At 69.7% G+C, this 13,078-nt stretch carries 12 protein-coding genes and 1 pseudogene; 8 read left to right on the top strand and 5 right to left on the bottom strand.

Going from position 1 to position 13,078, the window contains the following annotated elements; all coding sequences use genetic code 11:
* The 7 genes and pseudogenes from AC1DXV_RS23200 to AC1DXV_RS23230 all read left to right on the top strand — a co-directional run.
* A pseudogene (locus tag AC1DXV_RS23200) lies at window positions 1–414 on the top strand (hypothetical protein); the annotation flags it as partial.
* Window positions 415–541: 127 nt separating this feature from the next.
* Complete coding sequence (locus AC1DXV_RS23205) at window positions 542–1,723, top strand: MFS transporter (protein WP_477872721.1); 1,182 nt, start codon at window positions 542–544, stop codon at window positions 1,721–1,723.
* 126 nt (window positions 1,724–1,849) lie between these two features.
* On the top strand, window positions 1,850–2,656 hold the full coding sequence (locus AC1DXV_RS23210) for an SDR family oxidoreductase (RefSeq protein WP_477935753.1): 807 nt from the start codon (window positions 1,850–1,852) through the stop codon (window positions 2,654–2,656).
* Window positions 2,653–3,246 (top strand): class I SAM-dependent methyltransferase, encoded by a 594-nt coding sequence (locus AC1DXV_RS23215; RefSeq protein ID WP_477935755.1) that lies wholly within the window; start codon window positions 2,653–2,655, stop codon window positions 3,244–3,246. Before AC1DXV_RS23210 ends, AC1DXV_RS23215 begins: the two co-directional genes overlap by 4 nt.
* A gap of 25 nt (window positions 3,247–3,271) precedes the next feature.
* A complete protein-coding gene (gene dapA / locus AC1DXV_RS23220) occupies window positions 3,272–4,153 on the top strand; it encodes a 4-hydroxy-tetrahydrodipicolinate synthase (protein ID WP_477870095.1) in 882 nt (293 codons plus the stop codon).
* A 99-nt stretch (window positions 4,154–4,252) separates the two neighbouring features.
* The gene (gene bamC, locus AC1DXV_RS23225; protein WP_477935764.1) at window positions 4,253–5,428 is read left to right on the top strand and encodes an NlpB/DapX family lipoprotein; all 1,176 of its coding nucleotides are present in this window, start codon (window positions 4,253–4,255) and stop codon (window positions 5,426–5,428) included.
* Window positions 5,429–5,450: 22 nt separating this feature from the next.
* Window positions 5,451–6,227: an MBL fold metallo-hydrolase gene (locus AC1DXV_RS23230; RefSeq protein WP_477870104.1), complete on the top strand. Its 777-nt coding sequence runs from the start codon at window positions 5,451–5,453 to the stop codon at window positions 6,225–6,227.
* Window positions 6,228–6,296: 69 nt separating this feature from the next.
* On the opposite strand, the gene AC1DXV_RS23235 is transcribed toward AC1DXV_RS23230, so the two are convergent.
* The 3 genes from AC1DXV_RS23235 to AC1DXV_RS23245 form a co-directional block, all read right to left on the bottom strand.
* The gene (locus AC1DXV_RS23235; protein ID WP_465113218.1) at window positions 6,297–6,527 is read right to left on the bottom strand and encodes a hypothetical protein; all 231 of its coding nucleotides are present in this window, start codon (window positions 6,525–6,527) and stop codon (window positions 6,297–6,299) included.
* 154 nt (window positions 6,528–6,681) lie between these two features.
* Window positions 6,682–7,173, bottom strand: coding sequence for a hypothetical protein (locus AC1DXV_RS23240; protein ID WP_477870097.1), 492 nt, complete (start codon window positions 7,171–7,173; stop codon window positions 6,682–6,684).
* A gap of 33 nt (window positions 7,174–7,206) precedes the next feature.
* The gene (locus tag AC1DXV_RS23245) at window positions 7,207–8,379 is read right to left on the bottom strand and encodes a JmjC domain-containing protein (protein ID WP_477935757.1); all 1,173 of its coding nucleotides are present in this window, start codon (window positions 8,377–8,379) and stop codon (window positions 7,207–7,209) included.
* Between the two features lie 47 nt (window positions 8,380–8,426).
* Here AC1DXV_RS23245 and AC1DXV_RS23250 point away from each other — a divergent pair, with 47 nt between their 5' ends.
* On the top strand, window positions 8,427–8,948 hold the full coding sequence (locus AC1DXV_RS23250) for an FKBP-type peptidyl-prolyl cis-trans isomerase (RefSeq protein ID WP_477873836.1): 522 nt from the start codon (window positions 8,427–8,429) through the stop codon (window positions 8,946–8,948).
* Window positions 8,949–8,950: 2 nt separating this feature from the next.
* On the opposite strand, the gene AC1DXV_RS23255 is transcribed toward AC1DXV_RS23250, so the two are convergent.
* Together AC1DXV_RS23255 and AC1DXV_RS23260 are read right to left on the bottom strand one after the other, a co-directional pair.
* Window positions 8,951–12,037 (bottom strand): efflux RND transporter permease subunit, encoded by a 3,087-nt coding sequence (locus AC1DXV_RS23255; protein ID WP_477935760.1) that lies wholly within the window; start codon window positions 12,035–12,037, stop codon window positions 8,951–8,953.
* Window positions 12,034–13,078, bottom strand: a 1,045-nt coding sequence (locus AC1DXV_RS23260; RefSeq protein ID WP_477935762.1) for an efflux RND transporter periplasmic adaptor subunit, incomplete at its 5' end; no start/stop codon positions are given. The genes AC1DXV_RS23260 and AC1DXV_RS23255, both read right to left, overlap by 4 nt.

The following is a 13,078-nucleotide window of genomic DNA, read 5'->3' on the forward strand; positions in this document are numbered from 1 at the left end:
CCGTTCGACATCGACGTCGGCGTGTCGGTCGCGCGCGTGCCGTCGGCCGGCATCACCGTCACCGGCGGCGAGCTGCGCTGGGCGCCGCTGGCCGGCAACGCGGTGCTGCCGGCAATCGCGCTGCGGGCCAGCGCATCGGCCATGTCGGGCGTCGACCAGCTGAAGCTGCGCACGCTCGGTTTCGACGTCTCGGTGTCGAAGGGCTTCCTGTTCGCGACGCCGTACGCCGGCCTCGGCACCGTCAACGTGAAGAGCAAGCCCGAGGCGTCGTCGCTGAAGGGCGATGAGGACTTCAACCTCGCCAAGGTGTTCGCCGGCGTGAACCTGAACTTCGGGCTGGCGAACCTCGCGTTCGAGGCCGACAAGACCGGCAAGGCGACCAGCTACAGCGCGAAGTACGGCTTCCGGTTCTGATTCGTAGCCCGGATGGCAATCCGGGAGCGGCGACGCGCGTGAGGACGATCCCCGGATTGGCATCCGGGCTACGGGCCGTTCCGGTTACATTGATCCGATGTCGTCGACACCTCCTGCCCCGCTCTCGATGAAACAGGTGCTGCTGTGCGGCGCCATGATCGTCACGCTGTCGATGGGCATCCGCCACGGCTTCGGCCTGTGGCTGCAGCCGATCACGATGGACCGCGGCTGGACGCGCGAGACCTTCGCGTTCGCGCTCGCGGTGCAGAACCTCGCCTGGGGCGTCGCCGGCCCGTTCGCCGGCGCGCTGGCCGATCGCTTCGGCGCCTTCCGCGTGCTGATCGTCGGCAGCCTGCTCTACGCCGGCGGGCTGGTGCTGATGGGCCTGTCCACCTCGGGCCTCGCCTTCACCGGCAGCGCCGGCCTGTTGCTCGGCATGGCGCAGTCGGGCACCACCTACGCGGTGGTCTACGGCGTGATCGGCCGCAACGTCGCGGCCGAGAAACGCAGCTGGGCGATGGGCGTGGCCGCCGCGGCCGGCTCGTTCGGCCAGTTCCTGATGGTGCCCACCGAGAACTGGCTGATCGGCCACCTCGGCTGGCAGCAGGCCCTCTTCGTGCTGGGCTGCGTGGCGCTCGCCATCATCCCGCTGGCCAGCGGCCTGAAGGAGCCGAAGTTCGTCGTCAACCCGCTGCAGCAGAGCCTGGGCGCCGCGCTGCGCGAGGCCTTCGCCTACCCGAGCTTCCTGCTGCTGATGGCCGGCTACTTCGTCTGCGGCTTCCAGGTGGTGTTCATCGGCGTTCACATGCCCAGCTACCTGAAGGACCACGGCCTGTCGCAGGACGTGGCCACCGGCGCACTCGCGCTGATCGGCCTGTTCAACGTGATCGGCACCTACACCGCCGGCACGCTCGGCCAGCGCCTGCCCAAGCGCTACATCCTGTCGACGATCTATGCGCTGCGCTCGGTGGCGATCGTCATCTTCCTGAGCGTGCCGCTGTCGCCGACCAGCGTCTACGTGTTCGCCTCGGTGATGGGCGTGCTGTGGCTGTCGACCGTGCCGCCGACCAATGCGGTCGTCGCGCAGATCTTCGGCGTGCGCTATCTGTCGATGCTGGGCGGCTTCGTGTTCCTGAGCCACCAGGTCGGCTCGTTCCTCGGCGTCTGGCTGGGCGGCAAGCTGTACGACAGCACCGGCAGCTACGACGTGGTGTGGTGGATCGCGGTCGGGCTGGGCGTGTTCGCCGCGCTCGTCAACCTGCCGGTGCGCGAATCGGCGATCGTGCGGGCGACGCCGCAAGCGGCATGAAAGAGGGCATGGTCAGGATGCTGATCTGGTTGGCGGTCGGCGTCGGGCTGGTGCTCGTGTTCGTGGCCTACCTGCGCCCCGAGATGGCCTTCACGCTCGCCAACCAGCTGTGGAACTGCTTCTGACATGTACGTCGTCGTGATCACCGGCGCCTCCGACGGCATCGGCGCCGAGATGGCCCGGCAGTGGGCCGCGCGCGGCAAGGCCAACATCGCGCTGGTGCTGGCGGCGCGCAACGTCGAGAAGCTTTCGGCCGTCGCCGCCGAGTGCCGCATGCACGGCGCGCAGGCGCTGGTGCAGCGTTGCGACGTGAGCGTGCAAGCCGACTGCACCGCGCTGGTCGATGCGACGATGGGCGCCTTCGGCCGTCTCGACACGCTGGTCAACAACGCCGGCATGTCGGCCCAGGCGCTGCTGCGCGACGTGGCCGACCTCGGCTGGTACGAAGACCTGATGCGCGTGAACCTGTGGGGCAGCGTCTGGTGCACCCACGCGGCGCTGCCGCACCTGAAGACGAGCTACGGCCGCATCGTCGCGGTGTCCAGCCTGGCCGGGCTGGTCGGCGTGCCGGGGCGCACCGCCTACGCGGCCACCAAGTTCGCGATGACCGGCTTCTTCGAGTCGCTGCGGCCGGAGATCGGCCGCCAGGGCATCAGCGTGACGATCGCCTACCCGGGCGTGGTGGCCACCGAGATCCGCCGCCGCGGCTACGACGCCAGCGGCCGGGCCGCCGGCCGCAGCGGGCTGGACGAATCGGCGGCGATGCCGGTCGAGACCTGCGCGCGGCTGATCATCGAAGGCGCCGAGGCGCGCCGGCGCGACGTCGTGATGACGGCGCAGGGCAAGCTCGGCCGCTGGCTGAAGCTGGTCGCGCCGCGGCTGATCGACCGGCTGGCGCTGAAGGCGCTGAGCCAGCACGCCCGGCCGCAATGAGTGCGACGCTGAGCCCGCATGGCGGCCCTGCCCCCTCGGCCTGGGTGCAGCGCTGGTCGCACCTGATCGCGCCGGGCGCGCGCGTGCTCGACGTGGCCTGCGGCAGCGGCCGCCATGTGCGCTGGTTCGCCGGCCGGGGCTGCCACGTGACCGCGCTCGACCGCGATGCGGCCGCCACCGAAGCGCTGCACCCGATCGCCGACGTGGTGCTGGCCGACATCGAGGCCGGCCCGTGGCCGCTGCCCGAGCGCCATTTCGACGCCGTGGTCGTCACCAACTACCTGTGGCGCCCGCTGCTGCCCACGCTGTGCCAGGCGCTGGCCGACGGCGGCGTGCTGATCTACGAGACCTTCGCGCACGGCCAGCAGGGCGTGGGCCGGCCGGCCAACCCGGATTTCCTGCTGCGCCCGGGCGAGCTGCTGGAAGCGGCGCGCGGCCTGCGCGTGGTCGCGTTCGAGGACGGCTTCCTCGGCTCGCCGGCGCGCTTCGTGCAGCGCATCGCCGCGGTGAACGCGGGCGCCGACCCCGGCGGACCGGGTGAAATCCCGCGTTATCTGCTGGACGCCGGGCACCCCCCGCAGGGTGAGTAAAATCCGTGGATTCCGAGGATCCCGCATGAAATCCATTGTTGGCAGCATCGTCGCGCTGATCACGCCGATGCACGAGGACGGCAGCGTCGACTATGACGCGCTGCGCCGCCTGATCGACTGGCACATCGACGAAGGCACCGACTGCATCGGCGTCGTCGGCACCACCGGCGAAAGCCCCACGGTCTCGGTCGAGGAGCACTGGGAGATCATCCGCGTCGCGGTCGAGCATGTGCGCGGCCGGGTGCCGATCATGGCCGGCACCGGCGCCAACTCCACCCGCGAGGCCATCGAGCACTCGCGCTATGCCCGCAAGGCCGGCGCCGACTGCACGCTGTCGGTCGTGCCGTACTACAACAAGCCGTCGCAGGAAGGCATCTACCAGCACTTCAAGGCCATCGCCGAAGCGGTGGACATCCCGATGGTGCTGTACAACGTCCCCGGCCGCACGGTCGCGGACATGCTGCCYGAGACCACGCTGCGCCTGGCGCAGATCCCCGGCATCGTCGGCATCAAGGAGGCCAGCGGCAACATCGAGCGCGCCGGCTGGCTGGTGCGCAATGCGCCGAAGGGCTTCTCGATCTATTCCGGCGACGACCCGACCGCGATCGCGCTGATGCTGCTGGGCGGCCACGGCAACGTGAGCGTCACCGCCAACGTCGCGCCGCGCGCGATGCACGAGCTGTGCAAGGCCGCGCTGGCCGGCCAGGTGCGCGAGGCGACCGACATCCACCTGAAGCTGCTGCCGCTGCACAAGAACCTGTTCGTCGAGCCGAGCCCGGCGCCCACCAAATGGGCCCTGTCGCGGCTGGGCCGCTGCGGCGCCACGCTGCGCCTGCCGATCGTCGGGCTGACGGCCGCGGGCCAGGCCACCGTGGAACAAGCGATGCGCGAATCGGGTCTGCTGTGAGCGGCCCCTGCGACCTGCGCTGACGCGATTGCTTCCGTTCCACCTTCTTCATTCCCCCTCACCGGCTCGGCCGGCGCCGCTGTGGCACTGTCCTCGGAGATGTACAACGTGACCCGTTTTCCCCTGAACCCTCTCGCCAAGGCACTCGCTGCCGCCCTTTCGCTGGGCCTCGCCGCAGCCGGATGCTCGTCGATCGAGACGGCCGTGACCGGTGAGAAGGTCGACTACAAGGCCGCGACCGTCAAGGCCACGCCGCTCGAAGTGCCGCCCGACCTGACGCAGCTGCAGAACGACTCGCGCTACAACGTGCAGAGCGGCGGCACCATCAGCGCCACCACCTTCCAGAATCCGCAGGCAGCGGGCAACTCGGCGGCCCCGGCCGCCGGCCCGGCGACGCAGTCCGTGGCGCCGAACACCCTCGGCCAGGCCCGCCTGGAACGCCAGGGCGACCAGCGCTGGGTCGTCACCACGCAGACACCCGAGCAGGTGTGGCCGCAGCTGCAGGCCTTCTGGAAAGAGCGCGGCCTGACGATCTCGCTCGACCAGCCCGAAGCCGGCGTGATGGAGACCGAGTGGGCCGAGAACCGCGCCAGGCTGCCGGACGACCTGATCCGCCGCACGCTGGGCCGCGTGATCGACGGCCTGTACTCCACCGGCGAGCGCGACAAGTACCGCACCCGCGTCGAGCGCGGCGCCAACGGCACCGAGATCCACATCGCCCACCGCGGGCTGCGCGAGGTCTACGTCGGCCAGCAGAAGGAATCGACGGCCTGGGAACCGCGCCCGAGCGAGYCCGAACTCGAAGGCGAGATGCTGACGCGCCTGCTCGTGAAGCTCGGCGCGAAGGACGAGCAGGCCAAGCTGGCGTCGCAGCAGGCCGCGTCGGCGCCCGCCGCCGCCACGCCGCACGCGCGCGCTGTCGAAGGCCAGGCGGCCGCGACGCTGCAGGTCGACGATGCCTTCGACCGCGCCTGGCGGCGCGTCGGCCTCGCGCTCGACCGCAGCGGCTTCACCGTCGAAGACCGCGACCGCACGCAAGGCGTCTACTTCGTCCGCTATGTCGACCCGGCGATGGCCGGCAAGGAAGAACCCGGCTTCTTCAGCCGCCTGTTCGGCACCGGCGAGAAGGGCAACTTCGCGCCGGTGAAGTACCGCGTGCGCGTGGTCGGCCAGGGCGACGTGAGCCTGGTGTCGGTGCTCGACAGCAAGGGCGAGCCGGAGAACGGCGACGCCGGCAAGCGCATCGTCGGCCTGCTGGTGGACGAGCTGAAGTAAGCGCCGGAGAGCGATCCGCATGCTGCGTTTCTGCAGCCTTGGCAGCGGCAGCACCGGCAACGCGACGCTGGTCGAGGCCGGCAGCGGAAGCACCGTCACGCGGCTGCTGATCGACTGCGGCTTCTCGCTGCGCGAGCTGGCGCTGCGACTGTCGCGCACCGGGCTCGCGGTCGACGACATCGATGCGGTGTTCGTGACCCACGAGCACGGCGACCACGTCGGCTGCGCGCTGACGCTCGCGCGCCGTCACCGCGTGCCGCTGTGGACGAGCCTGGGCACCTGGCGCGCGATCGGCGATCCGTCGGTGGAGGAGTGGCTGAACGTCGCGCGCGACGGCGAAGCCATCGCCATCGGCGACCTGCAGCTGCTGCCCTACACCGTGCCGCACGATGCGAACGAGCCGCTGCAGCTGCGCCTGACCGATGGCGATGCCTGCCTGGGCGTGCTGACCGACATCGGCTCGTCGACGGCGCATGTCGTCGCGCACCTGCAAGGCTGCGATGCGCTGCTGCTGGAATGCAACCACGACCTGCAGATGCTCGCGAACTCGAGCTACCCGGCCTCGCTGAAGCGGCGCGTCGGCGGGCGGCTCGGGCACCTGTCGAACGAGACCGCGGCCGAGATCCTCGCCGCCTGCCACCATGCCGGGCTGCGCCACCTGGTGGCCGCGCACCTGAGCCGGCAGAACAACCGGCCCGAACTGGCCGTTCAAGCGTTGCTCGGTGTGACGGGCGGCAACACGGACGACATCATCGTGGCCGATCCGGCACTCGGATTCGGGTGGCTCTCGTTGCGCTGACTTCTGCGCTGAAAAGTGCGGACGTAAAAAAGCCGCCCGAAGGCGGCTTTCTCACATCGCCGAAGCGATTTACTTGACAGCCGAAGCGGCGGCCGAAGCGGCACCGGCAGCAGCCGAAGCAGCGTCCGTGGCAGCCGAAGCGGCCATTGCAGCGCCCGAAGCGGCGGCATCAGCCACCGGAGCGGGAGCCGGAGCCGGCGTGGCAGCCGGAGCAGCCGGAGCGGCCTCTTCCGGCTTCTTGCCGCAAGCGGCCAGAGCAACAGCAGCAACCAGGGAAGCCAACAGAAGCGACTTTTTCATACTTATCCTCAATGAAAGGTTCAGACAATTACCGGTAATTGTGGGAACCCTCCGATCAATCGATACACGGCAGATCCCCAACGGACTCAGACCTACGAAAGCTCGAGCGTTTCGTAGGTCCAGCCCATGATTATACGCAGACGCAGTGCATACCCTATAGGCCCAGGGTTGTCGCAGGAAAGGCCTCGACAGAGCGTTGCAAAAGTGCATCAAGGTGTTCGCGCGTGCGCACCGCGTCGCCCTCGTCGGTGGACCAGCTCGCGCGGTACTGCGCCGGGTTCAGCAGCCGCAGCGTGACCAGGCCCGGGGCCAGCAGCACGGTCGGGACATCGCGCTCGTCGTCGCCGTCGGGCGAGCGGCATTCGACGATGTGCGACCACTGCCGGCGCCATTGCGCGAAGCGCGCGTGGCGCCGCGACACCTCGTCGAAATGCCCACCCAGCATCGTCAGCTTGCGGTGCGCAAAGGCCCAGCGCGTCAGGTGATCGAGCACCGCGTGCTCGCCGAGCGGCCAGTCGGCGAAGTCGGGGTCGCTCAGCAGCAGCTCGCGACAGCCCTGCTCCGCCGCGAGCGCGAAGCCCTCGCGCAGGGCCTGCAGGAAATCGCTGCGCGACGTGATGATGCGGGGCGTGCCGGTCTCGTCCATCGAGGTCCTCCTTGGCTTCAGGCCGCGTGCTCTTCAGGTTGGTGAAATGGGGCGCACCCAGCCCGCCTGCGCCCATTGGTCGAGCAATCCGAAGGCATCGTCGCTCAGCCGCGCGACATCGGCAAGCGCCAGGCTGCGGCTGTCGGCGAGCGAGCGCATCAGCCGCGCATCGCGGCCGGCGGCGCGAAACGAATCGCCGTTGATGAACACATGCCGATCGTCGTACATCATCCGCGTGCGGCGGTCCAGGCGCACCGCCTGCGGCGCCTCGAGCGGCGCGCCGGCGTCGAACCACACCGTCGGTTTCGGCTCGCTCAGCCATTCGCCGAGCGCGCAGGCGAGCGCCGCCGGGTCGCGCAGCAGCCGCTGCACCGCATCGGCGGCGAACGCCTGCAGCCGCTCGGGCACGCGGCCCGGCGCCTCGGTGGCCGGTTGTGACGGATCGCGGTACAGCGGGTCCTCGGCGTCGGGGTCGACCGCCTCGATCACGCGCTGCAGCACCTCGGTCGCGAGCTCGTCGCGGCCAGCCGCGCGAAAGCCGATCGAGCAGGTCATGCACTCGCCTTCGGCGACGCCGTCGTGGCCCCAGCCGGGCGGCAGGTACAGCATGTCGCCGGGCTCGAGCAGCCACTCCTGCTCGGGCACGAAGCGGCTCAGGATCTTCAGCGGCACGCCGGGCTCGAGCGACGCATCGTCGACCGGCCCGATGCGCCAGCGCCGCCGGCCCTGCACCTGCAGCAGGAACACGTCGTAGGAATCGACATGCGGGCCGACGCCGCCGCCGTCGCTCGCCCACGAGACCATCAGGTCGTCGAGCCGTGCGTCGGGCACGAAGCGGAACCACGACAGCAGCTCGCGCGCGGCATCGAGGTGCAGGTCCAGCCCCTGCACCAGCAGGGTCCAGCCGGCGCGCGACACCGGCGGCAGCGCACGCCGCGGCAGCGGGCCGCGCCTCATCGTCCAGCCGCGGCTGCCGTGCACGATCAGGCGCGATTCGACATCCTCGCGCGAGGCCAGCTCGAACAGCTGCGCGCGCGGTGCGATCGGCGCGATGCCGGGCACCGCCTGGCGGATCAGCAGCGGCTTCTTCTGCCAGTGGCGGCGCATGAAGGCGGCGGGCGACAGGCCGCCGAGCAGGCTGTCGGGCCGGGTGGCGAGACCGGGCGTAGAGCCGGGCGCAGAGGGGTTGGCGATCGGTGCGGACATCGGGGCATTTTCCGATGACTTCGCGATGCCTGTGCGATCATCGTCGGATGCTCATCACCAACCCCTGCGTCGTCGCCCTCACGTGGCGATTGGAAGACGCCCAAGGCCAGCTGATCGACGAACTCGACGCACCGGTCGAGTTCTTCGTCGGTGGCGACGACCTGCTCGCCAAGGTCGAAGAAGCGCTGATCAACCAGGAGACCGGCTTCGAAGCCAAGCTCCATCTCGAACCCGAACAGGCCTTCGGCGACTACCGGCCCGACCTGGTCTTCTTCGAGGCGCGCTCGATCTTTCCGGAGCAGGTCGATGTCGGCATGCAGTTCGACGGCCCGCCCGAAGGCGCCGTCACCGAAGGCCTGCAGCCCGACGCGGTCTACACCGTGACCGAGGTCTACCCGACCCACGTGGTGCTCGACGGCAACCATCCGCTGGCCGGCATCGCGCTGCGGCTCGACCTGAAGGTGCGCGACGTGCGCGAGGCCACCGAGGAAGAGATCGACGCCGGCAGCGTCGACTCGCCGGCCCTGAGCATCATGACGACGGCGCCGTCGAATTCACACCTGCACTAGGCTCAGACCTGCGCAGCACCTTCGGGTGCCGTCACCGGGCCCTTGCCGCTGAAGCGGTCGAGGTACAGGTAGATCACCGGCGTGATGTAGAGCGTGATCGCCTGCGAGAACACCAGCCCGCCGCACACCGCGAGGCCGAGCGGCTGGCGCAGTTCCGCACCGGCGCCCAGCCCCATCGCGATCGGCAGCGCGCCCATCAGCGCCGCCAGCGTCGTCATCATGATCGGCCGGAAGCGCAGCACGCAGGCCTCGCGGATCGCCTGCTCCGCCGCCATGCCCTGCGTGCGCTGCTGCTCAAGCGCGAAGTCGATCATCATGATCGCGTTCTTCTTGACGATGCCGATCAGCAGCAGGATGCCGATGGTCGCGATCAGCGTCAGGTCCATGTTGAACAGCTTCAGCGTCAGCAGCGCACCGACCGCCGCCGACGGCAACCCGGCCAGGATCGTCAGCGGGTGGATGTAGCTCTCGTACAGCACGCCCAGCAGCACGTAGATCACCAGCAGCGCGCCGACGATCAGGATCGCCTGGCTGCCCTGCGAACTCTTGAACACCGCCGCATCGCCGCCGTAGCTGGTGATGATCGACTCCGGCAGCTCGATCTCGGCGCGGTAGTGCTCGATCTTGCCGGTCGCGTCGCCGAGCGCGGCACCGGGCGCGAGGTTGAACGACACCGTGACCGCCTGCAGCTGGCCGACGTGGTTGATCGAGGTCGGGCCGACGGTGCGCGTGACGGTCGCGAAGCTCGACATCGGCACCAGCGTGCCGCTGGACGAGCGCACGTAGATGTTGTTGAACGCGCTCTCGTCCTGCTTGGCGCCGGGCGCCACCTCCATGATCACCTGGTAGCTGTCGACGGCGGTGTAGATGGTCGACACCTGCCGCTCGCCGAACGCGCTGAACAGCGCCGAGCGCAGCGCGTCGATCGAGACGCCCAGCGTGTTGGCGCGGTCGCGGTCGATGTGCAGCGACGCCTGCAGCCCGCGCAGCTGCGAGTCGCTGGTCACGTCGCGGAACAGCGGGTCGGTGCGCAGCTTGCCTTKCAGCTTCTGCGCCCAGTCGTTCAGCTCGTCGGCCTTGACGCTCTGCAGGATGTATTGGTACTGCGCCTTGCTCTGGCGGCCGCCCAGCTGCAGGTTCTGGATCGGGCGCATGAAGACCGCGATGCCGGCCACGTCGCGCAGCTTGCGGCGCAGCCCCTCGACCACCTGGGTCATGTCCTGGCGCTCGGCATGCGGCTTCAGCGCGACGAACATGCGGCCGGTGTTCTGCGCGCCGCCGCCACCGTTGAACGAGCTGACGGCCAGCACGTTCGGGTCGTCGCGGATGATGGCCGCGACGCGGTCCTGCAGCCGCACCATCTCCGGGAACGAGGTGTCTTCCGAGGCTTCGGTCTGCACGCTGAGCTGGCCGATGTCCTCCTGCGGGAAGAAGCCCTTCGAGATGCTCGCGAACAGCCAGCCGGTGGCGAGGAACGTGACCGCCGCGACCAGCACGACGGCCATGCGGTGGCGCAGTGCCACGTCGAGCGTGCGCGAATAGGCGCCGAGCAGCAGGTCGAAGCCGCGCTCGAACGAACGCACCAGCGCGCCGGGCGGCTTCTTGTGCGCGTCGTCGGTCAGGAAGCGGCTGGCCAGCATCGGCACCAGCGTCAGCGAGACGAAGGCCGACGCGACGATGGCCAGCGAGACGATCACCGCGAACTCGTGGAACAGCAGGCCGATCACGCCCGGCATGAAGAAGATCGGGATGAACACCGCGATCAGCGAGGTGGAGATCGAGATGATCGTGAAGCCCACTTCGCGCGAGCCGCGCAGCGCCGCGCCGAACGGCGCCTCGCCGTGCTCGACGTGCCGCATGATGTTCTCGAGCATCACGATCGCGTCGTCGACCACCAGGCCGACGGCGAGCGTCAGGCCGAGCAGCGAGATGTTGTCGAGCGTGTAGCCGRAGCCCCACAGCAGCGCGATCGCGCCGACCAGCGACACCGGCAGCGACAGCGTCGGGATCGCGGTGGCGACGAAGCGGCGCAGGAACAGGAAGATCACCAGCACCACCAGCACGATGGTGCCGAGCATGGTCAGCGTCACGTCATGCAGCGATTCGCGCACCGACACCGAGCGGTCGTTGACCAGGTTCATGCGCACCGACTGCGGCAGCTGCGCCTGGAAGCCCGGCAGCGCGGCGCGCACCGCGTCGACCACCTTGACGGTGTTGGCATCCGGCTGGCGCTGGATGGCCAGCGTGATCGACGGCTCGCCGTTGTAGCTGGCGAAGGTCTTCACCGTCTCGTAGCTGTCCTCGACCGAGGCGACCTCCTTCAGCCGCACCGGGTTGCCGTTGCGGTTGCTGACGATCAGCTCGCCGAACTCGGCGGCGTTGCGCAGCTGGCGGTTGGCCTGCAGCGTCAGCGTCTGCTTCGGGCCTTCGAGCGTGCCGACCGGCGTGTTGGCGTTGGCCGCGCCGAGCGCGGCGTTCAGCTCGTCGAGGCTGATGTTGCGCGCGGCCAGCGCATCGGGCTGCACGCGCACCCGCACCGCGAAGCGCTTCTGCCCGTAGATGTTGACCTGCGCGACGCCGGCCAGCGTGGAGAGCGACGGCGAGATCAGGTGCTCGGCGAAATCGTTCAGGTCCGACAGGTTCAGCGACGGCGAGGTCAGCGCGATCAGCAGCACCGGCGCATCGGCCGGGTTGACCTTGCGGTAGGCCGGCGGGCTGGTCATGTCCTGCGGCAGCTGGCGCTGCGCGCGCAGCAGCGCGGCCTGCACGTCGACCGCGGCGGCGTCGATGTCGCGGCCCTCGTCGAACTCCAGCGTCACGGTGGTGCTGCCCAGCGTGTTGGCCGAGCTGATCACGCTCAGGCCGGGGATGGTCTGGAACTGCTTCTCGAGCTGCAGCGCGACCGAGGTGGCCATCGTCTCCGGGCTCGCGCCCGGCAGCGCCGCCGAGACGTTGATCACCGGCGTGTTGTAGCTCGGCAGCGCCGCCACCGGGATGCGCGTGTACGCGATCACGCCGGCCACGACGATGGCGGCGTTCAGCAGCACCGTCATCACCGGACGGCGGATGAACAGCTCGGACAGGTTCATGGCGCGACTCCCGAAGTTGCGGATGTCGTGGCGGATGTCGTGGCGGATGCCGCAGCCCCCGCAGCCTTGCCCTTGCCGGCCCCGCTCGCCGCGCGCTCGGCCACCGGCGCGCCCGGCCGCAGGTTCTGCCGGCCGTCGACCACCACGCGCTCGCCCGGCTTCACGCCGGTGACGACCGCATCGGTGCCGGCCGCCTGCACCACCGCGATCGGCCGCGCAACGGCCTTGCCGCCGTCGTCGACCACGTAGACGATGTTGCCGCGCGGGCCCTGGATCAGCGAGGCCTGCGGCACCACCGTGGCATCCTTCAGCGTCTCCACCACCAGCCGCACGCTGACGAACGCGCCGGGCCACAGCGTCTGCTGCTTGTTGTCGAACACCGCCTTCACCTTGACGGTGCCGGACGACGCGTCGATGTTGTTGTCGACGAACTGCAGCTTGCCGACCAGCGTGCCGCGCCCTTCGGGCAGCACCGCCGTGACCGCGCCGCGGCCCGACTGCAGGTTGCGCAGCGCCTCGGCCAGGTTGCGCTGCGGCAGGTTGAAGCCGACGGCGATCGGGTCGATCTGCGTCAGCGTCACCAGCGTGCTGGTGGCCGGCTGCACCGAGCTGCCGGGGAACACGTTGATCGCGCCGGCGCGGCCCGCTCCGGGCGCGACGATGCGGTTGTAGCCGAGCGCCACCTTGGCGGCGGCCAGCGCCGCGCGGTCGGACGACACCACCGCCTGCGAGCCCTCGACCAGCGTCTGGCTGCTGTCGACGGCGCTCTGCGAGACGAAGTTCTGCGCGAGCAGGTCCTTGCTGCGCGTGAGCTGGCGCTGCGCGTCGGCCAGCGAGGCGAGGTCCTTCTCGAGCTGGGCCTGCGCCTTCGCGACGTTGACCTCGTCGGTGCGCGCATCGAGCGTGAACAGCAGCTCGCCGGCCTTCACGAACTGGCCTTCCTTGATGTGCACCTGCGTGATGGTGCTGGCGACCTGCGGCCGGATGTCGACGCTGTTGAGTGCGGTGACGCTGCCGGTCGCCTCGAGCGTGACCTCGTAG

Source organism: Rhizobacter sp. P3_C12, from assembly GCF_056402735.1.

Coding starts and splice junctions, on each gene's coding strand:
- AC1DXV_RS23205 (WP_477872721.1), top strand. CDS start 542: ATGAAACAGGTGCTGCTGTGCGGCGCCATGATCGTCACGCTGTCGATG.
- AC1DXV_RS23210 (WP_477935753.1), top strand. CDS start 1,850: ATGTACGTCGTCGTGATCACCGGCGCCTCCGACGGCATCGGCGCCGAG.
- AC1DXV_RS23215 (WP_477935755.1), top strand. CDS start 2,653: ATGAGTGCGACGCTGAGCCCGCATGGCGGCCCTGCCCCCTCGGCCTGG.
- AC1DXV_RS23235 (WP_465113218.1), bottom strand. CDS start 6,527: ATGAAAAAGTCGCTTCTGTTGGCTTCCCTGGTTGCTGCTGTTGCTCTG.
- AC1DXV_RS23240 (WP_477870097.1), bottom strand. CDS start 7,173: ATGGACGAGACCGGCACGCCCCGCATCATCACGTCGCGCAGCGATTTC.
- AC1DXV_RS23245 (WP_477935757.1), bottom strand. CDS start 8,379: ATGTCCGCACCGATCGCCAACCCCTCTGCGCCCGGCTCTACGCCCGGT.
- AC1DXV_RS23250 (WP_477873836.1), top strand. CDS start 8,427: ATGCTCATCACCAACCCCTGCGTCGTCGCCCTCACGTGGCGATTGGAA.